This is a genomic window from Cytobacillus horneckiae (genome assembly GCF_002835735.1).
In the GTDB taxonomy this organism is placed as follows: Bacteria; Bacillota; Bacilli; order Bacillales; family Cytobacillaceae; genus Cytobacillus; species Cytobacillus horneckiae.
On sequence record NZ_PISD01000076.1, the window covers coordinates 13,964 to 40,131 of the forward strand.

Annotated in this window: 24 protein-coding genes; 2 read left to right on the plus strand and 22 right to left on the minus strand. The window is 32.0% G+C overall.

Annotated elements, in window-relative coordinates; all coding sequences use genetic code 11:
* Positions 1–7: 7 nt before the first annotated feature.
* The 21 genes from CWS20_RS25435 to CWS20_RS25540 form a co-directional block, all read right to left on the minus strand.
* Positions 8–568: a hypothetical protein gene (locus tag CWS20_RS25435; protein WP_142385422.1), complete on the minus strand. Its 561-nt coding sequence runs from the start codon at positions 566–568 to the stop codon at positions 8–10.
* Positions 569–1,601: 1,033 nt separating this feature from the next.
* Entirely contained in the window at positions 1,602–2,501 is a 900-nt protein-coding gene (locus tag CWS20_RS25445) for a tyrosine-type recombinase/integrase (protein WP_066192457.1), read from the minus strand.
* Positions 2,502–2,713: 212 nt separating this feature from the next.
* Positions 2,714–2,887, minus strand: coding sequence for a hypothetical protein (locus CWS20_RS28270; RefSeq protein ID WP_157090497.1), 174 nt, complete (start codon positions 2,885–2,887; stop codon positions 2,714–2,716).
* A 35-nt stretch (positions 2,888–2,922) separates the two neighbouring features.
* Positions 2,923–3,381, minus strand: a complete 459-nt coding sequence (locus CWS20_RS25450; RefSeq protein ID WP_066192452.1) for a hypothetical protein — start codon at positions 3,379–3,381, stop codon at positions 2,923–2,925.
* Positions 3,382–3,821: 440 nt separating this feature from the next.
* Entirely contained in the window at positions 3,822–4,028 is a 207-nt protein-coding gene (locus tag CWS20_RS25455) for a hypothetical protein (RefSeq protein WP_066192450.1), read from the minus strand.
* A 56-nt stretch (positions 4,029–4,084) separates the two neighbouring features.
* Complete coding sequence (locus tag CWS20_RS25460) at positions 4,085–4,408, minus strand: hypothetical protein (protein ID WP_066192448.1); 324 nt, start codon at positions 4,406–4,408, stop codon at positions 4,085–4,087.
* A gap of 107 nt (positions 4,409–4,515) precedes the next feature.
* Positions 4,516–4,743: a hypothetical protein gene (locus tag CWS20_RS25465; protein ID WP_066192445.1), complete on the minus strand. Its 228-nt coding sequence runs from the start codon at positions 4,741–4,743 to the stop codon at positions 4,516–4,518.
* 150 nt (positions 4,744–4,893) lie between these two features.
* Positions 4,894–5,121, minus strand: coding sequence for a hypothetical protein (locus CWS20_RS25470; RefSeq protein ID WP_066192443.1), 228 nt, complete (start codon positions 5,119–5,121; stop codon positions 4,894–4,896).
* Between the two features lie 1,070 nt (positions 5,122–6,191).
* A complete protein-coding gene (locus CWS20_RS25480; RefSeq protein WP_066192440.1) occupies positions 6,192–6,479 on the minus strand; it encodes a hypothetical protein in 288 nt (95 codons plus the stop codon).
* Between the two features lie 67 nt (positions 6,480–6,546).
* Positions 6,547–8,445 (minus strand): DUF1998 domain-containing protein, encoded by a 1,899-nt coding sequence (gene drmB, locus CWS20_RS25485; protein WP_066192438.1) that lies wholly within the window; start codon positions 8,443–8,445, stop codon positions 6,547–6,549.
* On the minus strand, positions 8,442–11,963 hold the full coding sequence (locus CWS20_RS25490) for a helicase-related protein (protein ID WP_066192436.1): 3,522 nt from the start codon (positions 11,961–11,963) through the stop codon (positions 8,442–8,444). Before CWS20_RS25490 ends, drmB begins: the two co-directional genes overlap by 4 nt.
* Positions 11,964–11,982: 19 nt before the next feature.
* Positions 11,983–13,506, minus strand: coding sequence for a DISARM anti-phage system protein DrmE domain-containing protein (locus tag CWS20_RS25495; RefSeq protein WP_066192434.1), 1,524 nt, complete (start codon positions 13,504–13,506; stop codon positions 11,983–11,985).
* Positions 13,507–13,511: 5 nt separating this feature from the next.
* On the minus strand, positions 13,512–14,510 hold the full coding sequence (locus tag CWS20_RS25500; RefSeq protein WP_241504266.1) for a hypothetical protein: 999 nt from the start codon (positions 14,508–14,510) through the stop codon (positions 13,512–13,514).
* Between the two features lie 252 nt (positions 14,511–14,762).
* A complete protein-coding gene (locus CWS20_RS25505) occupies positions 14,763–15,248 on the minus strand; it encodes a crossover junction endodeoxyribonuclease RuvC (protein ID WP_066192432.1) in 486 nt (161 codons plus the stop codon).
* Between the two features lie 23 nt (positions 15,249–15,271).
* Positions 15,272–15,658, minus strand: coding sequence for a hypothetical protein (locus CWS20_RS25510; protein WP_066192430.1), 387 nt, complete (start codon positions 15,656–15,658; stop codon positions 15,272–15,274).
* 162 nt (positions 15,659–15,820) lie between these two features.
* Positions 15,821–16,171, minus strand: coding sequence for a hypothetical protein (locus tag CWS20_RS25515; RefSeq protein ID WP_066192428.1), 351 nt, complete (start codon positions 16,169–16,171; stop codon positions 15,821–15,823).
* A 436-nt stretch (positions 16,172–16,607) separates the two neighbouring features.
* On the minus strand, positions 16,608–18,149 hold the full coding sequence (locus tag CWS20_RS25520; RefSeq protein WP_066192424.1) for a DNA primase family protein: 1,542 nt from the start codon (positions 18,147–18,149) through the stop codon (positions 16,608–16,610).
* A 391-nt stretch (positions 18,150–18,540) separates the two neighbouring features.
* Positions 18,541–19,818: a hypothetical protein gene (locus CWS20_RS25525; protein ID WP_066192422.1), complete on the minus strand. Its 1,278-nt coding sequence runs from the start codon at positions 19,816–19,818 to the stop codon at positions 18,541–18,543.
* 26 nt (positions 19,819–19,844) lie between these two features.
* Positions 19,845–21,674 carry an AAA family ATPase gene (locus CWS20_RS25530; RefSeq protein WP_066192419.1) on the minus strand — a complete coding sequence of 610 codons (1,830 nt, stop codon included), beginning with the start codon at positions 21,672–21,674 and terminating at the stop codon, positions 19,845–19,847.
* A 321-nt stretch (positions 21,675–21,995) separates the two neighbouring features.
* Positions 21,996–22,376, minus strand: coding sequence for a hypothetical protein (locus tag CWS20_RS25535; protein WP_066192417.1), 381 nt, complete (start codon positions 22,374–22,376; stop codon positions 21,996–21,998).
* 109 nt (positions 22,377–22,485) lie between these two features.
* On the minus strand, positions 22,486–23,004 hold the full coding sequence (locus tag CWS20_RS25540; protein ID WP_066192415.1) for a hypothetical protein: 519 nt from the start codon (positions 23,002–23,004) through the stop codon (positions 22,486–22,488).
* 128 nt (positions 23,005–23,132) lie between these two features.
* On the opposite strand from CWS20_RS25540, the gene CWS20_RS25545 reads away from it, so the two are divergent.
* Positions 23,133–24,365: a hypothetical protein gene (locus tag CWS20_RS25545; RefSeq protein ID WP_066192414.1), complete on the plus strand. Its 1,233-nt coding sequence runs from the start codon at positions 23,133–23,135 to the stop codon at positions 24,363–24,365.
* A gap of 67 nt (positions 24,366–24,432) precedes the next feature.
* Here CWS20_RS25545 and CWS20_RS25550 read toward each other — a convergent pair whose 3' ends face one another.
* The gene (locus CWS20_RS25550) at positions 24,433–25,182 is read right to left on the minus strand and encodes a uracil-DNA glycosylase family protein (protein WP_066192412.1); all 750 of its coding nucleotides are present in this window, start codon (positions 25,180–25,182) and stop codon (positions 24,433–24,435) included.
* Positions 25,183–25,321: 139 nt separating this feature from the next.
* On the opposite strand from CWS20_RS25550, the gene CWS20_RS25555 reads away from it, so the two are divergent.
* A complete protein-coding gene (locus CWS20_RS25555) occupies positions 25,322–26,116 on the plus strand; it encodes a hypothetical protein (protein ID WP_066192410.1) in 795 nt (264 codons plus the stop codon).
* Positions 26,117–26,168: the final 52 nt, after the last annotated feature.

The window sequence follows — 26,168 nt, forward strand, 5'->3', positions numbered from 1 at the left end:
ACGAACCCTAATAGGCGGATACGTTAATACCAGTAGTAGATTCGTATTCATCTATTAATTCATTAGAAATTTTTGCCAATTTTTCATAACTGTTTAGTGCCTTTCTATATTTAAATCCGAGATTTTCCCATTTAACTTTACTGGTTCTGACTACATTGTGAAGATCAGACCTTAATTGTTTGTTAGTAATCTCCTCAATTCGGTATTTTGTTTTGCTGCTGTTAACTTCAATCAAAATGAAATCAAACCCCTCTTCGATAAACAGATTGATGATATCCTTCTTAAAGATTGAACGATCCTGCACAGCAATCGTGTCGATGCCTTGCTTTCTTAATATACTGATAAAATACTGAGCAACTAGTGGATTACTCTTATAAGAATGGTAATTGGCAACACTTAACCCTTTAACACTTTCTAACAAGTCTTCTAATACACGGTGTTTCAAATCTAGGTCTATGCTGTCATCCCTTTCAATACTTAAGTGAACCATATAACCAATCTTATAAACTCCATTATTTTTCATAAAAATTTCCTCCTTAGATATCAAGTAATTTAATTCGAATAACATAGAAAACCCTTCACTCTAATTGAAAACTTGCCTTCGGACCCTCTAATATTCGGAATATTCCGTCTTTAATCATTAGATTAATACCTTTAGCACCCAACCCCCATAGAATTTAATTATCTTATTCAATTGTTTAGTCTTAAACTTGAAGACATTAGAAAAATCCGCACAAAAAAATCTCCTCCTCTTTATCACAAATTGAAAAGAACAAAGATATATAACTAATAGACTCAAAGTATGCATGGAAAATTAAAGCATAAGCCAACAAAGGCATACTCATGCACAACGATTATGAGTAAGAATCCATAGTGAATCACAAACTCATCATCATATTAAATTAAGTATATTAGTATATCTTTTGTTCTCTTCCCTCTAAAGTGATAAAAAGAAAGAGATTTATTTATAATATATTAAAATCTAAAATTTAAAATTAAACTACACTAAACTAAATCATGTATAATAATAACTTGATTAAATGTTATCACAATAATTATTGGATGTAAAGGGCCAAGTTGGGTTTTTATCTAATTTTTTCTAAAAGGGTACAACCCTAACAATAAATTCTACTATATAAAATATATTAGAATCTTAAACAACCATCATATATTCGTATAAATTAAAGAAGTGAAAAACTGAATACCCTATTATCAAGGATAAAGGAATACTAATTAACAGCAGTTTTTCTTGGCATTTGGCAGCATTTTCTTTTCCCTGTTTTAAAACGTTCGGTAGAAACTTAATTCCCAGGATCATCAATAACCATAGAAAACCTGCAATACAGAAATAACTGGATACGTAATCTAAATAATACATTCAATCCTCTCCAATCCAATGTTACGAACGTAGTGTTTTTCTTTTAAGAATATTTTAGCGCGTATTGATAATTATTTCCGCAAACGAAAAAAAGGAGAGGCTCCTAGGTAGCCTCTCCTTTGCGTATATTCATATATTAGTATATTACACCCTCATTATAACGCGTATAAGTAGAGGAATAAACATCTTTTACATATTTCTCATTCTCAATAGTTTAGGTCAATTAAAATTCTGTTTTCTTAAGGGCGTTCTGCAGTTCTTTAATAGATGGAGTAACATAAATTCGAGTAGTATCCATCGAACTATGACCTGCTAAATCTGCTATGGATTGGAGCCCAACTCCACTATCTGCTAACTGCTTGCAGTAGGTGTGTCTTAAAGAATGTGGAGTAATCTCTATACCAATTTGAGTGCTATACTTTTTTAATATATGCTGAGCGGCTCTGGTACTTAATTGACTGCTTTTGCTGCTAACTAAAATATAATCGGAATCTTTCTCCCTATTTTCCAACCAAAGAAGTATGTGTGCCTTTGTTTTTTCGGTTAGGGGTACGACTCTATGCTTTGATCCCTTACCCAACACATTTACTAAATTATTACGAAACGAAATTGAATTCTTTGTTAAGGAGCATGCTTCCTCAATTCGTAACCCAAGATTCACTAGAAGAATGATAAGTGTTTCATGTAATAACCCTTTTTGAAAATTTTTATGTTTTGTTAATTGTACTGCATGTAATAAACGGCCTACTTCTTGTCTCGTTAACCAACGAATGGTATTCTGTTTTTGAACCTTCATAATTGAAATCTCTTGACCCAAGTTAACCGGAGAAAATTTCGATTCAAATAAATAAGTAGCCCATTTTTTTACGGATACTAGTTTTCGGTTAACAGTCGCTGGAGATAATGTGGAAGTTGTTTTTATTTCACGCTCGAAATCTTTTATATCAGTTTTCGTAATTGCCTCCACCATAATTGGATCAGCATGTCTGGAAAACAACCAATTCTCTAAAATGAGTAAATCTTGAACATAACTTTTAATAGTATTCTTACTTCTGTTCGATTCAATCAAATAGTTTCTAAACTCATTAATTGATTGAGAAAAGGTAACTGAAACAATTTCCATTATGGGTACCCTCCTGCGCAATGTTATACGACAAATATTGAATAAATAATATTTATGTTATGCGACGAAAAAATATAGGCTATGCTATAGGTTTCGTCGCATAAGACATATTATCTGACAAACTTGTTGTTGGTCGTATTATAGCGCGTCTGGAACCCTTTGCCAGCACATTTCCATGGATTCCTCGATTTTCTCCTGTTTTATTACACCGTTTAATGTTGAATATAATTTAATTGTTCCTCAGTTACTCTGTATTCGTCACACCCATAACCGAAATTCAAATATAAATTATATGTACCATCACTATTGAGACTTGCACTTTTATAATGCGCTTGCTGATACATGCTCTTTAATGCTTCAATGTCTGCATTTGATAACATATTCAATTTAATCACCTCCACTGTTTAGACATTAAAAAATCTTATTTATAGTAATTAAAATCTATATCTTTCACTTCTTTTAGTTCGTATCTTTCTACTAACTTCCTGTGCATTAATTCTGCTAGTTGCAACTCATTCTCACTAAAAAAAGATTTCAAATCATATCTTTGAATTTTATAAAGTGCTGTTAGGGCTGCATTATCCAATTTTTCTTTTAATTCTTCTTCAAAACTTTCATCAGGATAACCTTCATTCATTTCAGAATAATAATTAGATAATCTAATCTGAACTTCATCGATCATCTCTTCAACCTTTTCAAAAAGTAGTTTAATTGCTTCATCCATACTCTCTGCCTGAAAATCATCAGTGTAAGTTTGGCCATCAGTTCGATCAATGAGATAACTTCCCTTTTCACCCATATAACAACCAACGAAATCGAATTGACTTCCTACACCTACATTAAATAAATTATCCATATCTTCTTTTAATAGTGATTTCATTCCTCATCCTCTCCTTTCATTTTGCCTATTTACTAGGCTTACAAATGTTATAGCATATTAAGAAAAAGACGAGGTAAGTATGTTAGAACATAATTGTGACGAATCTATTCTGAACATTACGCGAAATAAAAAAACCACAAGAAAAGACCAGACAAAGTTTATGTCTGGTCTTTCAGTAAGTAACTTCATTAAAAAGGAAGTAAACATAAAAAGACTATCTTACTACACACCAAAAAACATTAGGAATTAAGGGGAATCCTAATATCATTTTAGTTCCACCTGAAAGAGTTATTTCCTTTATTTTAAATGGGTTAATGTGAAATAAATTTTATTTTTCCTTTTTTGTTCTATAGGTTGCAAACTTGAACAATATTCCTTTAATTACTTCATCGGATTAAATGACTCAAAAGTTAATCTTCAAACTTAATTCAACTTAACGATTAATCAATTTCATTTTTATTCGATACTTCAAGTTTCCTAACTGGGTTTAAAGTTTTGCCCCAATCAAAAGGTTGACTGTATTTAATATTTCCGCACTTTAGACATTCAACATCACAAAGACGAGCATAGTTAATTTTATCCTTTACATCTAACGGATATTCTTCTACTCTTATTACATTTAAAACTCCACCACATTCACAGATCATATTTTCTCTCCAATCATTATTTCTATTTACATATCATTAAAAATCCTTTATTTCTATTATATTATTTGCAATAGATAAGACAACTCTACAGCAACATCAGAGTGGATATCTTGTTTAATAATTGAGAGTTCTAAATTATAGGATTGGCAGAGCATAAAAATGTATTGCAACTGTTTGATGTTACTAAATTCATCATAGTTATAAAAGAGCACTCTACAATATTTTTCATGGTTTTCTATAATAAGTTGTTCGATAAATTTATTGTCCTTTACGAATACAACATCTATATTTTTATTAACTCTTTTGGCATAGTTGTTCATACTCTCTGTATAACTCTCATGATCATTTTTATCCGTAATAAATCCAAGATATCCCTTCAAGTAATCACCTCAAGTATTTGATGATGAAGATTATACCGCGCATCTAATCATCTTCAAGGTAAAAGGTAAATATTTCTCACAAAAAAAATAACAGGAATTTTATCCTGTCATTTAACAATCAGAGGAACTAATTTGCATTTAAGAGTTATTCTAGGCTTTTGGACAAGACGAACAGCATTTTCGTTATTTAAGGAATGCAGCCAATTAATAACCATCTTCCTTTCCTTTAATAATAATATTTCATCAAAAATGCTATTTACATCTAAACTAAGTGAATAGTAATTGTCTGCAACTAAAATTAAATAATTTCTTTGTTTTGGATATCTAAAGTTCATTATAACCCCCTCCAATTATTTCACAAGGCTGATTTTGCCAAATCATACAACCAATATGATAAAAATAAAAATCCAAAACTAATTAATAATTTCAAACCATCTCTATCCTTTTTCTCTTTATTGTTTGACAATTTTAATTGCCCCTTTCTTCTAAATACAAAAACTCAAAATAATACTTCCTACGAGAAGAAAAAGCACACAATAGTTAAAGATATACTTTGATATAATCAAACTTTTGATATTTTCTTTAAATGCATATTCAGCCAAAGCATTTACACTAATTAGAAAAATCCCCCCAAAAATAATTAAATACAGTGCAAGTAACGGTCCTGTCCCTATAAGATTTATCCCTTCTGTAAAATGTATCCAAGCAATCATGAGTACTCTCCTTTCAGTTTTAATTCAATTATTTATCTATTAAACTTTTCTAGAAGTAAACCTTTAAAATTCTGGCCATTTCCGATCCGAAAATTTATATTATTTTTTCAATTTTAAATTACCCTGAATCAGCCTAATTATAGGAGTTTTAAGCCATTTTCGCTTAAAATAAATATATTTTAGCCACCACGTACTCTCTATAATTTTCTCCTTTTTTATTGATAAATATATTTTATTCATTTCCTATTGTATGGATTTTTTTCGGGGATTTTTTTCATCCCTTTTTCTGATTTTTTTCGTTGGAAATTATTCTAATAAAAGCGAAAATATTAATTCTAATGATTAATATTCATTTAGTTTCACCAATATATATTCATAAATAAAAGGAGGCAACGATCAGCCTCCTTTAAAAAGTTTAATAGGTTTATTAAATGTATTAGTTATAATTATATTTTTATTTATATACTTGCCCCCCCAATAAAGAAGGGATTTAATTTTTATGATTTATTATGAATTTAATATCCCTTTTGTCTCTTTCTTCTATGATTTCAATCATTTGATTTACACATGTGTCCCAAATTAATGCTCCGGTAAAAAGGAATGCTGGAACATACATACTAGCATATAGACTTCTTTCGTAAAAAAACATTATGAATCCCGTTACAATAGAAACTATTAATATTAAAGTCATCAATAGATATTTTAATACAATAGGCACTCCTTTGGTTCTGGTAACAGCCCTATAAATAGATATATACATCTTTTGATATATAATTGCACCCGTAAACATTATTAGGTACGAAATGATCGCATATAGGATAAATCCAAAATCAAAATAATCTAAAGACAACTTTGCTGATATTAAAATTAAAAGAGTCATTAATGCAAATTGATAAATATATATATATACTCTTTCCGTTTTCGAACAAAATAATTTTTCCATGATTTCATTACCTCAATGATTCTATTTTGATAATAAGTATAACGCGCTATTTTATTCTAGTCAGGACCAGACAAACAAAAAACGCTAAAATCATTTGATCTTAGCGTTCTATAAAACTATCTAGATATTAGATTGTTTTTTCATATTTTGATAATGTTGGAAATGCAGTCTTATTTACAAACATATAATACTTTCTTACTGAATTTTGAATAGCCCCATTACTATCATTAAGTTCGTCTTTAATTCGCTTCAGCAAACCATAAACTTCTTTATCATCTTTTACAATCTGGTCCAGATTAACATTAAACCTATCTTCAACAAGTCTTGCCTTACTAATTCTAGATCTAACTGCCTTATCCTTGCTGTTTATTTGATTGTCATTGATTAGAAATTTAGCACACTCTTCTTCTCTCATAATCCATTCCTCTTTTCAATAAACTAAGAGCCAGAATTTATTTCTGGCTCTTAGTTAACTACATTAGTTAATTATTAAAGAAACCTAATTTTGGATCAATTAGTAAAGTTCTATCTAAAAAGAGATTTCCTAATTCACATGAAGTTTCAGGCAGATAAGAACAACTATGGCATGCAGCCCCATTTAGATTATTAACACCTTGACCTGAGGATTTTCCAATTTCCGAACATACAGGGTCAGAACTGCACCATCGTGCTTTATCAATTGCTTTATTGACCACTGGGAAGAAATTCTTTTGTCTCCCCATTCTTACAAGACCTCCAAATGTGCCATCTATATCACCTGAAGATGTATAGATTAATATCCCGCATTGCTCTTCATTTAGATATAGCCGTTCACGAATAGAAGCCGAATTATAGCCACATGTTAAAGCCAACTCATCAATAATAATGTGTGACAGTGTATGAAGAAGAACATTTCTTGGCTTTAGAATATCCTCATCAACATGTGTCCCTCTTTTCTCAGCACGAGTAAGCAACTTATTGAAATAATGTTGGACATCGCTTCTTTGTTCCCATGACTGCAATTTTTCGAAATTGATAGTAAAGAAAATGCCTTCTCCATAAACCTTATAAGCCGGCAGCCAATTATTTTCCGGTAGATTTGGGTCTTTAAATAACAAATGTTTCCCCTTTGTTATTTGGTTCTGTGCAACCTCTTCATCATTGGTTGTTAGTCTTTTAAATCCCGTTAAAGCAATTGTTTCTTTTAATTTTGTCACTCTATTTATCATACTAAAGAAAGTAGTGGTATCTTCTTCAGTAACATCATCGCAAATCCATTCTTTTTTTACCTTGAGATTTTTTGTATCAATTTCTTTTGTTAAGGTTTGAAATTCCCTTTTCCTTAATTCCTTTTCTGCATTCCTAGTACTTACTCTTTCAGGAGTTTGCTCTTCCTCTATTCCACCCTCAACGTATAAGATAGCAAGTTCAATATCCGAATGCTTATATTCTTGGATTTCTGGAGGACATAATTTTTTCACCGTCTTAATTTTCCCATCCATATTATCAGCCGTATCCAGCCAAGATGAGGTAACTCCATTTTTTTCAAACATATCTATAAGTTTTTCTACTTCAGGATTTTCCCCCGGTAAATGAATTGCACTTATAGTATTAGGATAATACACATTTATAGAATTTTTTAATACTGCTATTGGATAAGAAGTGCAACTATCTTTATCATTTTCAGAACCATACCATGGTTTATGACCGGGACATTGATATAACTTTTTTTCATTTTTATTTAGCATTTTACTTAACTCACTTACTCGATCCTCATCCAAATCAGAAGTAGTTTTTCTAGACATTATTCCTTTAAGTGGTCTTTCTTTATTACAAGTGCACTTAACCTTGAGAGAATCGAGAGTTGCCCCTCCTGTTGAAAGAAGTTTCATTTGCCCATCACAAGAGGTATTCTCATCTCCGTGAACCCATTCTCTCCATGGAAAATCAGATATGTGACCATGATTACATACCATTACAAATGGTACTTGAATCATCTTCATTTGTTTTTTACATTCTTTACAATCTAGCCAACTTGTTCTTGATGACATAGAAGTTTGATGTAATGTTTTGCATTTGGGGCAATAGTGCCAAGTAGGGAATCGTAACAATGGAATATACAAATCCGTATTTGTTTGAGTTATCGCGCCTCCTGCATTTTTATATTGATAACTTGGTCTAAAATCTGGAGGCATCAGTAATTGTTTTACCTTTAATAAAGATCTTAATCTAGGTTCTTGTATTTCATATTCATCAAATGCTTCAATACGATATTCATTTTTGTTATGATACCATTTATCAAGGGCGCCAATCATTGCTGATTCCCCTTCGGGACTAATAACAAGAGCACCCGGTCCAAATGTTGTAACAAGTTGTCCTCTTCTTAAAGGTAAATCTTTCATGAAAATAAAGCCTCCCAACCACTTTCACTTTCGCTATTCTCATCACTAGAGTTATATATTGTTGCAATAAGCCCCCTGCATTCTGAATCTACATTTCTCATTGAATTAATCATCGATTCGGCATTTACTTTTAATGCATGAGGAATCGTAGTTCCTGCGGAATACATATAACCATTTACCTTTGGATCAACTTGCCATGCTGTATAATTTCCTTTTTCAAGTCGTTTCAATATCACCCTAAACCTGCTTTTTAATTCTTCAATTTGTTCTGGATCAACAAGTTCTGCTCTTTCTAGTAAACGATTGTAAAACGGGACTATCTTTTTATTTAGGTTCTTCTGAATTTCTTTCCAATCAGGAGTTCTGGCAATATCATCATTTAATGCTTGTCTCAAAAACCCTACAACAACTGCATGCAAACCTCTATCTAAACATGAATCTGAAAAAGGAGTAACACTTGTAGGTTCTACTTGTGCATATAGTTTTTGATGGTATTCCCTAAAATGTTCAAAATGAGATTTATCTCTCGATTTTGTATTAGAATATAAAGTAAATATTAATCCCGGTCTCTCCCACCAGCGACGTCCAACACGACCACTAACCTGAATATATTGTGCTGTCATTTTTGGCTGTCCTACTATGGCCATTACCGATAAACGATCGATATCTACTCCAACCTCAATAATGTTAGATGCAAGACATAAATCAATAGTAGAATTCATGTCTTTTTGCTCTTTATTAGGTTTATATTCTAGTTTCAAATCATCAATAGTTTTTGAGATTTCATGGCTTTGCTTTCTAGATGTTAACTCAAGAACATTATTTATATACCTTATATCCTTTTGAAGTCCCTTTCTCATTGCCATTGAATTTGAATATTGTGGTATATCTGTTTGAGTTAATGTCAGACCGCCGCCTAATTCCCGTAAAGTATTATAGAATGAAAGCAAGGTCCAGTAAGGATCCCTTTCCTGCTCATTAATTTCGGCTGTTGATTGAAGAATAGATGAAAATGCCATTACCTGTGACATCATAATACGAACGGTTGTAGTATAAACCCCCACATATTTCCTTCCCGGCATTGGCTTGCCTGTTTCCTTATTTATTGCTGGAGTTGCAAAAAAGGAATCTTCATTTTCAAGTCCCGGACTAGGAAACAATCTTGAATTTTTTCTTCCAAATAAAGCAAGGGCTTGTTCCTCAAATTGTTTAATTGTTGCCGTTGCTGCTATTATTTTTGGTTTTACTACTTTTCCGTCTACATTTTTCAAACATAATTCTTCTATTAATGTCTCAAAAAGACCTGTTAATGTTCCAAGTGGCCCAGATATTAAATGTAACTCATCTTGCACTATTAACGATGGCGGACTAATAAACCTATCTCCGTTTGAGTCTAATCCAAACAACGCTCTAGCCTTTGGCTTCCATACTAATTGAACAAACTTATCAACTGTTCCAATTAAGAAAGTTGGACGTTTCTCATATATCGTATCATCTACAATATAAATTGGTAATTCTTCATGGAAGTCGCAATTCTTATCCGGGCAATGAACAACCAATTTATCATTGTTTATTTTGTATCCGAAGTAGTACTTTGTCTTGCTTCCTTTTTGATCGTAGTAACCTAAATTTGCTCCGCACCAAGGACAACTATTTACAACAAATTGGTTAGCATCTTTATCATTTTTTTGAAGTTTACTTAGTTGCGTTTTTGCCTTCACGTTAGTATTTGGAGTCGTATCTGATCCAACCCAAATACCAATAGAAAAAGGAATTTCTCCAAGTTTTAAAGTATTTTTTCTTCTTAAGTACTCTAAGGCACACATTAGTCTTGATGATCGTTGGAACTGGTCAGCAGTTAGAAGTCTCAATGTGTATCGCATCATAACATCTACACCAGCATCCATATTATTTTTCAAGCGCCTCAGAATCATTTGAAAGGCTGCAACACCTAAGTACGCTTCCGTTTTACCTCCACCAGTAGGGAACCAAATTAAATCAACAATTTCTCTTGAATCGCACTTTTCATCAACTAATGACTCAATTGACATTAATATAAAAGCAATCTGGAATGCCCTCCAAGTATTACTAGCGTTCTTAAGTTTATTTTCATCATTAATACTTTCTTTAAAAGGTTTATTAAAAATAATTTGTTTATCTTCTACACGTCCAAAACGTCTATCTTTACCATTTACCTGTTGAAGAAGTATTGCCGTATTCGCTAAACGAAATGCTTCTAATAATTGTGGATCCTTTAGCAATTTAAGACCCTTTTCCATTCTATCCAGACTTTCTTTACATAGTTCTAAATGCTTTTCAGCAATCGATTGTAATAGTTCTGGGACATCCTCAACCTCTGTTGTTTTATTCTCTATCCATTCCCTATAACCATCTATTAAAGGCTTTAATATTTTTTCAGGGGATTCATTACTAGAAAGACCAGCAAGATCACTCATTTTAATTTCTAGTTCAACCTTTTTCCCATCTTGATTTACAAAAACGTTTGGAGTCATACTTAGTGCTTCATATTCTGGCATAAAAGTGGTCGACAATTGTTGGACGTTCTTAGAATTTTGCTCCCAGTCTGCAGCACACCCATGACCGAAAGCATATACTCCTTCGTTTCGATATAGAAGTTCGGTAGAAGCCTCTTCATCACTCAACAACTTTTTCATCTCATACTGTTTTGGATAAACAGAAAAACAGTGCTCATCTGGCGCACTTATACTCATTGTTGCTTGAAACAATATTAATTGTTGTCTATTAAACTTCGGAACTGATGAACGGTTTGTAACACTAATGGTGATTATATATTTATCCTTAACTTCACGAAGTCGAGCCTGAAATTGAATATGATAATGGGAGATTTTCTCCCCTTTTTTATTTTTCATTTCAGTTTGTTTTTCCATTTGTTTATGGTTAATAAGTTCGTTTAAAGGTAACTCCCATATTCCTTCTACAGTTTCCCTCAGCCACCATTGAAAACTATTACTTTCACCCTTAACTTTTACATTGTGAGGTGTATATGTTCCACCTTCTATTCTAACTTTTAATTGAGGGAGATCTTTATTAACACAAAATGTTAACCCCATAGTTGAAGGCATAAAGTCATTTTTTTGTGGAAATAATTCTACTTCTCCATCGTCTTCAGTTGTTTCTATACCTTCTTTACGCTCAAACAATTTATCTATTTTATCGTCTTCTTGAATTTCATTAGGTTCTTCACCAATTGGGGTTTCAAGGGCAACTTCGTCACTTTCACTTGTACCTAATGGAAACAAATGGCCGCTTACATATCTTTGAGTAGGTGTTTCTCTTTGGAGAATCTCCTCTTTAATTCCGCCAACTTCCCAATAATAAGGTTTGTACAATTCATCCCTTGATTCAAATATCGAAGTGCCGATATGATTAAATTTTATATAGTGATCTCTAATTTGACCGGGTCCAATTATTTCTTCTTTGACATTATCCATTACTTTTTGCCGATTATTTAATGATTTATCTAATGAGATAGCCATAGCCATTACCCCTTCCCTACTAATCTATATTCATTGGCTTCATAAGGTTGTATGGTGCTATTAAATGTCTTGAGCGATCTATTGATACAATTCTTTCAATATTAAAAGAAGCCCCATTAAATTCTTTTGACATAAACGTGTAGTAGCCTTTTTCTTGTAACTCCTTTAAGATATCATTTGAAAGTTCACTCATTAATTTATTAGAAATAATTCTTCCTGCTTTTCTATGGGCAAGTTGAATAATCTTCATAGTATTGTATGTTTCTTTTATCATTTCTTCATCATACTTTAATGCCTTCAGTATTTTCGGAAGTTCAGTCGGGCAAATTGAATCCTCATTACACCATGACCTTAAAGATGCCATAGAAGCAGTGTTAATATTGTATTTGTTAATCAAAATTTCACTTACTTTTCTAATTCCTTTTTTCTTTACGTTAAAGCGTAATTTATCCTTCCATTCATTTTGAAGAAGGCGATATTTTTCAGCGTTTTTCTTAAGAACATCATGATCAGCAACTTCCGCAATTAATCTGGTATCTCTATCATTTCTAATTACAATAAAGTCATCTTCTTCTATATCCTTAAAATTAAGTTGCTTGATAAAATTACTTTTTTCATTAGGGGAAAAAACACGGATTTTTGAATCTTTTGGTGCAAACAAGAAGCGGTCATTCTCCAGATAAACTATGCTTGCTTCAACAGCATCTTGAGAGTTTACCTCTAATGTATTTTTCTGTTCCTCTAGGAACTTGCTTACTGCTGTATTTAACAACTCTGCTTGTTCTAAGGTAATATTACTTTTCTTTTGTATCGGCTCCCCAAAAGAAACATTTTGAAATATTGTGCTATATACACCTTTCTTGTCTATATCCTCAAAGATCTTGTTGGGACTTATGGAATTGGTAAAAATATCATAAGATATAAAAGCAACGGTCTTACCTTTAAAAGTATTTTTAACATACTCTCCAAAATAAGCGGGATTACCTACAAAAACAACTTCATCAAAGGTTTCAATATCTTTTCTAAAACTGTTCTCTGTAAAAAAACTTTCCTTTAAGAATGATTTCAACCCATCTATGATTAAAAATCTTTCCTCAATTGTTATTGCCCTTTTTGTAACAATTGCTACTTTTAAGCCTGTTTCCGCCCTGCTGTTAATATAATTGCATAGGTAATCATACAAACTATTATTTGTACTTTCTAGCACTTCCTTAAATGACTTTGCTATTTGAATTACAACTTTTGTGAATAGTTCGGGATAACTTTTTTTAATCTGAATAAACTTTGAGATGATCTGATCTTCAGTATCCTTATTGATCACCTTATTATACGGAAGTAAACTGCTTGCCAACTTAAAAAACACTTTCTTAAGAAGGTTCAGAACTTCTACCAGATGATCGTCATTCTCATATCTATTTTGAATCTCTAATCTGAACTTTTCAATGCTATTGGCAAAAGGCAATAATTCATTGCTTTCCACATGCTTAAATAAAACAGTCTTATGACCCAAACTATATAAGTCTATTAAATTATTAAAGTTCATAGTCATCACCTCCAAGCAAGGAATTCAATTCCAAGTGGTATTTGAACTCCAGTAGACTTTAAATATTCAACAATTTCCTCAGTAACTATTTTGTGGTCACTCTGCAATAATTCTCTTCGTAATTCTTCCTTCACCTCATGCAGCCGATTTTCGTTGTCAGTTCTGCTTGATAAAATCATTTTAGGGTTATTAGTGAATTGCTTGTCTTGTTTAATAAAACTAAATAGGTCTGAATAAATAACTGGAACTTCATCGTTAATTTCTACATCATTTCGCTTCATTTGAGATGAAAAAAATTTCCCGTTTGTGTAACTATTACTGTTATCAAAATAAAGGAAGTCTTTTATCGTTCCCTTTACACCCTCATAAATAAAAATTTCATTACCCATAAAATCATTAATTTGACCAGCATTTCCGACCAAGTAAAATGAGTCTCCCGGATAAAACTCAACTTTATTTAATTGGCCAGATGTATACAAAGCCCTCAACAATCTGCTATTATCTAAACCAACTTGTTGCTTCTTACTTACCTTTCGTGTTCTCTTAATTTCATCAAATTCTTCGTCTAAAAGAATAACTCTATCAATCCAATACCTTTCAGGAATTCCTCTTTCAATCTTTCCGTCTTTTATCTTCAGTATCATTTCGTTTTCAAAAACAGGGCTAGGTTCTACCGAGATAACTGATGCTTTTCTCGCAGATTGTTCATCCTGATAAATAATTCGGCTACCTTTTTCTAAATTAATAACTGTTTTTCTTATAGACCGCATTTGTTTATTCTTAGAAAATGTTTTATCTGCTATTCCCATTGCAATAAATAATGAAAAGAATTGTTCGCTGGGAAGAGATAGTATAATGTTAATAGATTTTTTATACTTAATTCCATGGTCATTTATATAAGCGCCTAATTCGAATGCAAAATTGATCCAATCAGGTATATCTATGGGACCCTTTCTGCTAAGAACTTTTAAATTCTTAATGGTCATTCCATTCACCACTTTCATAACCAGATTCCTCATTATCTTATACTAGTAATTTTATCACATCATTTGACAAATAAATTTGACCTTTTCCAATTTTACTCCTATTCCGACATATTTTTTAGTACATTAGACATATTAAAAACAAATTATTCTGGAAAACAACTTCCTAACTTACTTATTACACACAAATGTACCCTTTGGCAGGGAATCTTTGATGTAGGCTGGACATATTCTTTAGAGTTTTTTCCAAAGAAAAAGAAGCAAACACAATGTTTAACTGTTTGCTTCGGTGGCTTTACCTATTAATCTCTCCTCTCTTTCCTTTTCGAAATAACAATGTATTATTCCTAAAGCATCTCTTACATGTTCATTTGATTTTATTTCTCCAAAGATTCTATGAATAGCAGGTTTCATCTCTTTTTTGCTAGCCTTTCCGTTTCCTGTAACTGCCTTTTTTATTGAAGCGGGGGCATATGTTTTAATATCTATCCAATTTTTTGCTGCTATAAGATATATTATTCCGATAATCCAATTAACCTCTTTACTACCTCCACTGTAGTTATTTTCAATAAGAATTAAGTGAACTTTGAATCTATCAATTAGGCTTTCGATTTCCTTATGAACTATGAGAATTCTCTCTTTAATTGAGGAGTTAACCGTGGTCTTAATTGTTTGCAGGAAAAGTATTTCTTTATTGTATGATGTAATTGCAACACCTGTAGAGGATAGAGAAGCATCTATACCCATGATTGTATGCATTAAATCCCCCCCTTTCATTTACACTAGTCCTTACTCACTCCCCTTTGCTTTTTTAATGCTTTATAAACAAAACCTAATTCCTCAAAGTTACAACGAAACTGTTTACAAACTACATCTCCCTCCATAAAGATTACCTCTATTGGAAAACCTTCATTTGAAGAATCTATCTTTGTGTACATTGATACACCCTCTTCCAATCCGTACTCAATGATTTCGTTTAATTCCTCAATATAGAAGTTTCTTTTTATCTGAACAAACTCTCTTTTAGTTACTGTATATGGATGCACAATACCTTCTTCGTCAGTAAATTCCAGTTGAACAAATCTATTTAGTGTAATAAAACGAACACATACTGAACTTTCAAATAGTTCATTTATGTAGATTAAATCTTTAATACTATAATCCTTCATATTTTCTCCCCCTTTCATTTTTTAGGTTCTGCCAGATTGATCTCTTTCCCTTGTGTATTTTAATAGTTTATATTTGTCATTTCTTTTTCTAGAAGACAAAACCTTTATTTTATAAAAAAAAGACAGTAGGATATTCCCTACTGTTATTCTCCACTGGCTTCTTTATTGTGCTGGTTCACTTTGGTATTCTAATTCTTGCACGAGCATACAAATCTTAAAGATTTTCTCGCTTTCCAAGATATATTCACTTAATATCGGTTCAATGACTAACATTAAATGGTGATAATCGTAGAATGTTTGTTGGTGACATAAAATATTGAAATTCCCAACATGTGCTGAATTTTTACTGACAAAGTTCTTCTCTGTACGGGTGATATATAAGAAATACATATAATCTTTATCCGTATGAGTAACCCAGTTGAAGCGGGGATGCCTGCCTATAGTAATAACATAATCATTATGAAAGGCTTTTACATAATCCGGGCTATTCTTTTTGTCTTTTCCCTTTATCATTTGTTTTTCCCTCCCTATTCCTTAGTAAAATATTTACATATATTCAATTAAACAAACGTACGTTTCATCCTTTTTTCTCAAAATGAAAATTGAACCAGCATTGAGCCGAAAACGAACCAAAGTAGAACCGGCGTTGAACCAGTCACCCCTTGATATTATTGGATTGAGCCAATTGAACCTATTTTTCGCTACTTTAAAGATATTTTTGTTTCTAAACAAAATAAAACCTTTCTAAATACTCTATAAAATGCTCTAGTTAAAACTACTTTTTATTCTGAAACATAACTGGTTCAAATGGCTCATGCCTAGTATTCATTGGGAAGAATCGGTTCATAAATGGTTCAAAAGCAGTTCTTAATGGTTCAAACCCTTTAAGGAATATAAAAGAGACGGTTTTTTCCCGTCTCAAAGTTTTTCTGAAAATATTTAGATGTATTTAGGTTACTATACGAATACCTTTCCACGATTTAGTTCTTTTAGGGTTGTTCATTTGACTCTTTTTTACTTTATCACCGTAAAGGTTCTCAATATTTTTGTTGAACTTAGTTTGACTACCCGAAATATGTCCATTTTGTTTACAGAATTTCTCCCATTCAGCAAAAAGAATAGCACGAGCGGTTTCATTCTCCTCGCCCAGTTCACAATAATCTTCTACAAAAGCCATTACTGGGTTACTGTATTTCTTGTACTCTGCTTTCAGTCCCTCGCTCATTTCATTAGTTGTAAACTTCCATTTATTCTTTATGACACGATGTAAACCCTCTAACGCCCACAGAAGGATAAAGTCCAATTCTTTTTCTAACGCTTTACTTAAATCAGGATTCTTTTTCGTAATCGTTTCATTGAATGGAATAAGTGTCAAACGATTATAAAAAGCATCTGTTGAATCTTTAGAAAAATTTGCAGGGAGACTATTGCTGGAAAAAACAAACTTCGCCTTATTTTTAAATTCAAAAGGTGCTTCATAAATTCTTCTCGCAGGAATAGGATCATTACCAGTAGCAGCCTTCAAGTAACCAATTTCTTTTACAGATTTATCCGGTAAATCCGCAAAAATATTTACTATCTTTCCATACAATTTTGCTTGATTGTACTCATTCCCGTCTAAATCCTGTAAGGGAACATGGCTTTTAGCATTATCATTTAAAAGACCTTCAAGGGTGGCATTAATAAAAGTCGATTTACCACTATCGCCTTTTCCCGTTAATATAAAAATCATTTGCTTAGACTTTGTAAAAGAGGTTAAACAGTAACCCACCATTTCCTGTAAAAGCATTTGGACTTCCGGGTTAGGAACAGAGGTAGATAGAAACTTCTTAAAGTTCTCTCCTTTAGCATCTTTGTTATAATTTGCTTGGATTTGTATTGTAGATAAATACTCTGGCGAATGTCCTTCAGTGAAAACCCAGTTGTCATTATCTTCAATATTTAATATTCCATTTTTTAAGTTCAGTAGATATGGATTATTATTAAATTCTTCAGGGAACTTGTTAATTCGCTCGTCAATTCTCCATTGTTTAGTTCCGTCATTTATTGCATCCATTGAAGAGTATTGCGGGGTAAGCAATGCCTTTACAATCCCCTTATCTTCATTTTCCTTAATGGGTCTGTATACGCCATTGTCGTATAGAAATAAGACTCCAGTTGAGTATGCTGAGGGTACATTTTTAATTAGATATTCTGCTAGGTATCCCCTGTGTACATACTTACCAAACTTTCCTTCTTTAAGGAATGGAGCAATAAAATCCACTTCTCCGTCATTGTTTGAGGATAGTTCATAACCCTTAGGAGCAATATACTGATTTCCTTTATCATCCGTTATAACTTCCTTCCATACTGGCATATTAGCAATTTCTTTATCAGGAATTTCTTGTAAAACCCCATTTTCTAACTGCTCTTCTTTTTGATTTAACTCTTTTGTAAGTGAATAATTAATGATAGGTCCTTTTATTTTTTTACTTTCATTTTCATTTTTCATTTAATCTCCTCCTTTTCCCAATAAAACAAGGGATTGGAGTAAAACCCAGATTGTATATTTGTGCTATATAATTAGATTTTACATTCCTCCTTGTTACATTCGATCACAATAAATTTAATAAAGCACCCTCCTTCCTTTATACCGGGAACCAAGATCCTCGATTTTTCCAACCTTGCCTTTACCACCTACTTTTCAGTAAGAGGTAAATGAAAATAACTAATATTTTGGGTTAAAGTTATTCTCATTAGCACTTTTTAGGTAATTGTTCGTGCTCTATTAATACTTATATCACGAATAAAAAGACACATTAAGCATGGGATGACATAAGTGTAAATATCTCAGAAGACCATAAAAAAAGACCCTAATGGGCCTTAAATAGTTTTTCGGGGTATTACTCCAATTCTTTTTTTAAAATAAAATCTAAGATATCTTCTAAATTGCCCCAAGACGATAAATATATTTCACTTTCCTCAACTGTTCCAAGTTCTTTTATATTTGTCCAACCGACCAAGACCCCATACAAATTAACATTTGGATTTTTAACTGCCTCAAAGTCTTTTAAATATCCAAATAATTTGTATGCACCATCGACCAAATATGTCCTTTTATCTGACCTTTTTACTTCGATGATATAAAAACTCTTCTTATTGCCCTCAAACACTTCTAAAACCATATCAGGTCTTCTAAGTTTATCGCTAAGACCATATAAGTTCATTAAAGGGCCATATATGCTTTTTAAAGCAATTTCCTTTGGAATACCTTGGAAATATATTTTGATTTCCTTAAGGCCTGCCGTAAACCTGCTGACAAGGGATGAGCCGCCGCCTATAAGTCCAATTCGTTTCTCAACCCCGCCATTATCTCTTATAACTTCAAGTAGTTTAAACATAACTGCAATTTCATACAAAGTATCCTTATTTAGAGGCTCTAAAGTCTTCCCCTTTAATACTGTATCAAGATATCTAACCGGGTTAATATTCATAAAATAATAAACTTGAGCAACTTTTGCCAAATGGGAATACATTTGTCCTCTGGCTTTTTCTGCTTGGATTATTGTTTTTTGATTTATATCATGCATATCCCCGATTTTTCTTATAAATGGATTTTTAAGTAATTTTTTTGTCTTATGTCCAATTCGTAACACTGTATTAATCCATTTCTCTTTGTTCTCAAGTTCCTCAAGATTTGTTTCGTCTTTCTCAAAATCAGAATTTGATAAAGAATTACAGATAAACATAATCCTTCGCAATAAATAAAGTAATAGTCTATTTTCCGGCAAATCAAATACTGAAGACCGTTGACTGCATACAAATATAGATGGATCTCCCCCTGAAGCATTTCGTTCTGATATTGTTTTACTCCAGTTTATTTTTCCTTTAACATTCCCTCTCAAGACTTTGTGTTCTGTTTGGGATGTCTTTGAAAGGCGTTTTAAAATGGAAGGAGCAGTTATTTCTATAAACTCTTCAACTTCTTCATCAAGAATAAAATATATATTACTCAACTTCTGCAAATTACTTTTTGATACATTTGTCAGGCTTAAAAATACATCTTCTGCTGAAGCGATTGCAGAATTATTTTGGATAAATCTCCATAAATGCTTATTAGTTTGCTCTAATATTTGAGTATGATTTTTTGACGACCAACAATCGTTTTTATTAGTAATCATTTACACTACCTGCTTTAAATAGTTTCCTATTCAATTGATTCATCTTCAATTTCTCTCTCTACATGCAGTTCATCTTGTAAATCAGTTTCATCTTCTTCGTCACTTTCGTCACTCTCCAAAGATGTTAGCCGTCTATCAATATTTCTAAAGAAATTACTTGGCAGATCAAAAAAGTCACCTACAAACCTTTTAAATGTTTCTCTTTCCAGTATTGATAAGTATGAACCAATTTGTTCATACAGTTCATGGATATCATTATGTTCTAATCCTTCATACTGAGGTATAACTGTTCCACAAATTGCTTCAATCCTACCGGAATTATTTGCAATATTAATATAATCCATAAGTTCGATTATTATTGCAGGTCCTAAAGGCTTTGGTGTAACTTCAACTAATTTATATACAAAGTCTTTATTCACCTGTGAGAGATTCGTTGCATTTATTAACCTAGAGTAGAATGTTAAATTAGGAATTGGAATTTCGATAAATGCAAATCTACGCATAAATGCATAAGAAAATGCAAATAGACTGTTCTTATCAAATGTATTCATAGTACCTATAATTCTCCAATTCATCCCTATAAAATAGGTACAGGTTAAAGAATCAAAAAATGAATCACTTCTTGCATGGTGTTTAATTTTGATTGTTTGGCCATTAGATTCGAAGGGCAATTCAACATCTTTTCCAGATAAAACAGTGAATAACTGACCAAATGCCTTATCTATATCTGCTCTGTTAATTTCATCAATGATGAGCCATTTATTTTCCTTGATACTTTTTAATACGATTCCTTCGTTAAATCTAAGTTTTCCTGATTCATTTGGATCAGGCATATAACCGCCAATAGTATCAAATGTGCTCCAATCATCAGTTGCTGTACTTAAAATAAATCCATCAATAAAATTTGTTCTTACTCCTTCTTCTGCTGCTCTCTCAGCAATAGTTGTTTTCCCAGTACCCGGAGGTCCAGTTAAAATAATGTTCTTGTTAATGTTAATGTAATTTTTGAAATACTCAATAGGCTGGGTATCCATTTCTAGAGAACCTTTAATAATATTTATATCTGGATTATAAATATTGCTGTACGTTCTTGGAGCAGGAGGTTGCTCACCATCTTCGGCGTTCTCGTCTTCGTCACCTTCGAATTGGTGCTGTCTATCCTCAAATGACATTGTTTGCTCAACAAGATAACGTATTTCATCTTTAACATTAAGCATAAATCTTTCTCCAAAAATATCTGTAAGGTCTTCCTCCGCATCAGGATAATTATCCAATATTGCTCTAACTAACCCTACTGCCTGTTCTCCATATATAGCACTTAACGCTTGATTCGGTTCTCCCTTAGTCATTGGAGAAATTCCGGGTAAATTGTATGTAGTTATATAAGGCACTAAATCGTCTTTTTTAATATTCTCTTCTAAAAGAAGATCTACATTAATTTCGAGTTTAAAGTTCCTTCCTTCATAACCAATATCATATGGTGCTCTATTTATATGACCAATACCAATTAATCCAGTTTCCCATGTTACTTCTGGTCTCCCTCTATCTCCTCCAAACACGATAAAGATTGTTTGGTTGACTTCTAGTTCTTCTCTAAATCTGTTTAACTGAAGTACTTCAATTGGATTTTCTAAATTAGAAATATCCTCTACAGTTGTTGGATTGCCGGTTTTAATACTATAAAACACAAGTTCTTCTAGTTCATCATCAGACAAAGGCAATTGTTCTATATCATCCTCAAATACATCATCTATATCAGGTATAGTATGAGGTGAATCTCTTGGTACGCTAACCTCAATTTCCTCCTCATCCTCAAAAAGTGATAGCGGGGTATTTTCTTCTCTATAATCCGGCACTTCATTATCCTCCTATACATCTCTTGTAGTTTGTTCATTGATTGTCCCTAATTCTACCAATTAAATTCTATCAAACAATTTAATCAATTTATAGGACCTTTTGCTTAAAAGAAATTAACAACTGGTTTCCTTCATGAATTGTGATTTCGCTTTAATTTAATAACTAGATATACTCTTCACATTTACTTTGATTATAGGCGGTAATAAAGCCCAATTTTTGTGTGATATTTTAAGGACTAGGTTAAAATTAAATCAATAATAAAAGGAGTGCTTTTTATGCACCCCTTTCCTAATATTTCATATTCCCTATAACGAAAAATATTAAGGACAAGTAATCCCATTCTTTAATACGTGAATAAAAGCATTACTTCTTATCCTCTTACCATATAAACCTAGTAATTCTGACAATTCCTCCATGAGTACTTGACTCTTCTTTGATTCTGATGGCAACTTAATAAACCATTGTTTTAGTATCTTCTCTGTATCTACTCCGGTTTTATTCTCTCCCCTAGCATATTTTGTAGTGTTCATATCCTTATAACCAATGTATTTACTAGGACCAAAAGAATTATTTGCAGGTATATAATACCAATGCTTAAACTGTGTTAGTTGTGTAAGTATATCTGTTTCTTCCAATAAATCCTTGTTAAATTGCTCAATATTATAAATAACCTCTTGTAATGAAGTAACCAATTCCTCCATAATTATCCCCTCGTTTTATAAACGGTCATATTTCCAAAACTAAATGTTTAAATACGTTATTTTGTTGTTCACCAATTTTTGAATATGTCCCCCATCTGCATTCATATTGTTATAATAACTCTAACTTATCTTCTCTTTTATATTTAGTACCTACAGAGGCAAGAGGGGACCATTCTAATTTTCCATACAATATCTTTCCTTCGTAAATTAAGAAGTCTTCATCTACACTATTTGATTTTGCAGGGAGTTCCCAGTACTTACTATCATTTGTTAGAAGGATGGAATAACCCTTAACAACCGTATTTCCTTTTTTAATGTTTTCCAATGACTTTATATCCTTTATAAAATCATATCTTGCTTGATCTTGTGCGCCGTGATTTTTTAACCTTATTAACCCGCCTTCCATAGATAGTAATGCAGTTTTATGACGAAGTTGTATTGCATATAAAACATTAAACCTTGAATCTTTTACCAAAATATCAACCTTCTGTCCTAGATAATTACTACTTTTCTCACAAACGAAACCATTTTTCTTAATTTCATCTCCTAGGTAGTTTTGAAATTCTTTCTCCGATTTAAAAAATGGTTTCTGCTGTGAAAGATTAAAAAGTATTTGATCTATCTGCATTTAAATAACACCAGCCTTATATCATTTCTATCCTTTATTAAAATTCTGGAAATATTTTTAATGTTATAAAATGAATCTACCAATATAGTATAATATTTATAAGAAATATTTGGAAAGTGGGTTTCTTAATGAATGAATCTTATTTGTTAATTTTTTTATTAGTAATCCCTGTTGCTGCTATTACTTTTTATCTATTAAAAAAGGGAAGAAAGAATATATCCGAATATGATTGTGAAAAAAATGGCCAAGAACACATCATAAAAAATGAAGTTACTCCACAAAAAGAAGAACTATTGAACATTGATTTTCCATTATTGGTTAATAAAACGGATCCCTCCGTTTTAAAATCCGGAAAAATAATTGAGCCAAATAATAAATTAAAGGAATACTCTAATGATTTATTAAGAATGGTCAAATCAAATACACCACATTTATCAAAAGGTAAAGAAGTCTATGAAGTTGTTTTCTCTGAAACAATACAGGAGGAATTGAAAAAAGGTACAACTAAACTTATGGACTCTGTAAATAAGGAAGGTTACCAGCGTGCAATGGCTGTTAATGAGCGAGGAAGAATCATTGAACATGGGAACCTAAAAGTCCAAAAATATAATCCTGCACAATTAAAAGCACTTGCCATGAACACACTAACGGTTGTTGTTTCTCAAGAACATTTACAAGAAATAAGAAAAGAATTAGAAAAAATTCACTTATCCTTAGACCGATTAATCTCAATGAGAAAAAATGAATATTACGGACAGGCCAAAGGAACATATGACTACCTCAAAAGAGCATATACCATTTATCAAAATAACGAGATTAGTGAGAGGGTAATGGCTCAATTAGAAAGTATCTATCGTGAAAACATATCCTCTATCTACTCCATCATGAAGGACTTAGATGATGTTACTAATCAAGTGTCAGTCCTTAAGAAAAAGGTTTGGATGTGGCAAACTAAGGAGCAATTAACTAATTTAAATAAAATAGTTTCGGAATACATCGATTATGAGAATCTACTAAACTTATATTTTATGAATGTAACTGGTTGTATAAAATTAATGGAACTTTACGGTGATTCACAGGCAGTTATTGAGCATTCTATCGGAAATGCAAATCAATTAATCAAATTATTTGAAGAGAGTAAAAGCCAATTTTTAGTCGAATTAGATTCCTACTCATCAGAATTCAAAACAAGATTTACTACAGACAATTATATGTTAGAGAAACAGAGAAGTATAAGAAAGGAGATTAGTAAGGTAAACAGTATATCAAACAATTTTATTAAGAAGAGTTTACCTGAACCACCTGAAAAACTTTATCTATCTGTAGAAGATAATGAAGTAGTATCTGTTTATAAGGCATAAAGAGGAAAATAAACTTCCTCTTTAGCCTTATTTATTTTGTGGCTCCACTTGTAGTTTCCTAGTTGTACTATTGTCCTGAATATCTGCTACGAAGATCTTCATACATTAACGGCCCCTCTTCTTGTGTCTTTTTTGGAACACCTTTTAATGAAAAGGGTACTGTTATAAATTTATCTGGATTTCGTTCAAGTTCGCTTATAAATACATTTCTTGGCTCCGCACCGACCAGAATAACCAAATTCGGTTTTAATATCTCAATTTCATCTAATAATAATGCCCTGCACTTTTTTGTGTCTCTTGTACCTTTATTGTTTGGAATTCTAGCAAAATCTGTTACATAAGATTTTTTTGCAATTTCAGGAGTTATACCCAGATTTTCTAACAATAAGTTATAATTTTGTGAGGGCCAGTATTTATTAAATATGTTCTGGTATTGTAAATTGTTATTAAATATCCAAAAACACGATAGAACAGTCATACTTAGTTTCTCTATACTCTGCAATGAACCTTTAAAGACAAACAAGTAATTTGCAGTCCCACTCTCTAAAACATCACTTCCTATAAACGGCAGATCAGTGCTACGTGCGATACTATCTCCTTTAAAGGTATTGTTATTCCAGTTTCCCTCTATTTGTTTCTGATATTCATCAAAATAAGTATCATAGTAATTTGCTAGATATTTTAGTCTTGGGATTAATCTAATATCCTCAATAATACTTTCTTTTACATTACCCTTTATTTGATTTTCACTATACACATCATATTTCGCATGAATATGTGATAGTTTCCGTAAAATTTCTATAATGTTCTCCCCCATTCCCTAATACCCTCCTAAATATATATGAATATAGATTTAGTATCTTTCCCTAAAAATACCTTTTTATATGGAAATTTTACCATCAACCATCATAAAATAGAGTAGAATCTAAAATTCTATTAAATTGGAGGGGATTTTCATGCGGTTACAAAGAACTAGGGAATATGATCCGGAGGATCGCAGGTATAAAGATGTTTATTCCTTTACTAATAGAAGACCATTTGCACCTATAAATACCTTTAGTCATGAGATTATTGAAGAAGTTTTTGACTTTGCTTATGGTATGAGTTTTGGCCGTGAAGGACACCACCGAAATCATAGAACAGGAGGAAATAACAGAAGAAGAAATGGAGAAATATTCGCAGATACTTTTCAGGGAAAACTAGCCGAGTTTGCTCTCTGGGAAGTATTTAATGATAACGGATTATTAGTACCAATGCCTGATCTTGAAATGTATGATGAAGGCGTTTGGGATTCTAGTGATTTTGAGTATATGGGAAGGAAGATTGCCGTAAAATCCACGAAGTCTTTTGGACAGTTATTGTTACTTGAGGCTGAAGATTGGAACGAAGAAGGATTATACATTCCGAACTTAAATACAGATAATGAACTTTACCATTATTTTGTTTTAGTAAGATTAGAACCCTATGCTGCAGACATTTTGAGAGGAAATAGATTGTATTTCAACGATACTTGCGATAGAAATACACTTAAAGAATTAATATTGGCACAAGAATTCACCTATGATATTCCCGGTTATATGACTAGAAATAATTTGGTTCAACTTATTGAAAGAAACTATTTTATACCTCAAGGTGCATATCTCAATAGAATGGGGCGTAATAACAGAATGGATGCAGATAACTATTATATGCAGGCTGGAAATCTACATCATATTGATGGTTTAATTGAAAGACTTAGAGCATTGGAATAAAAAAAGACGGGGCTCGTTTCCCCGTCTTACTTCTTAACAATAAAGAAGCACA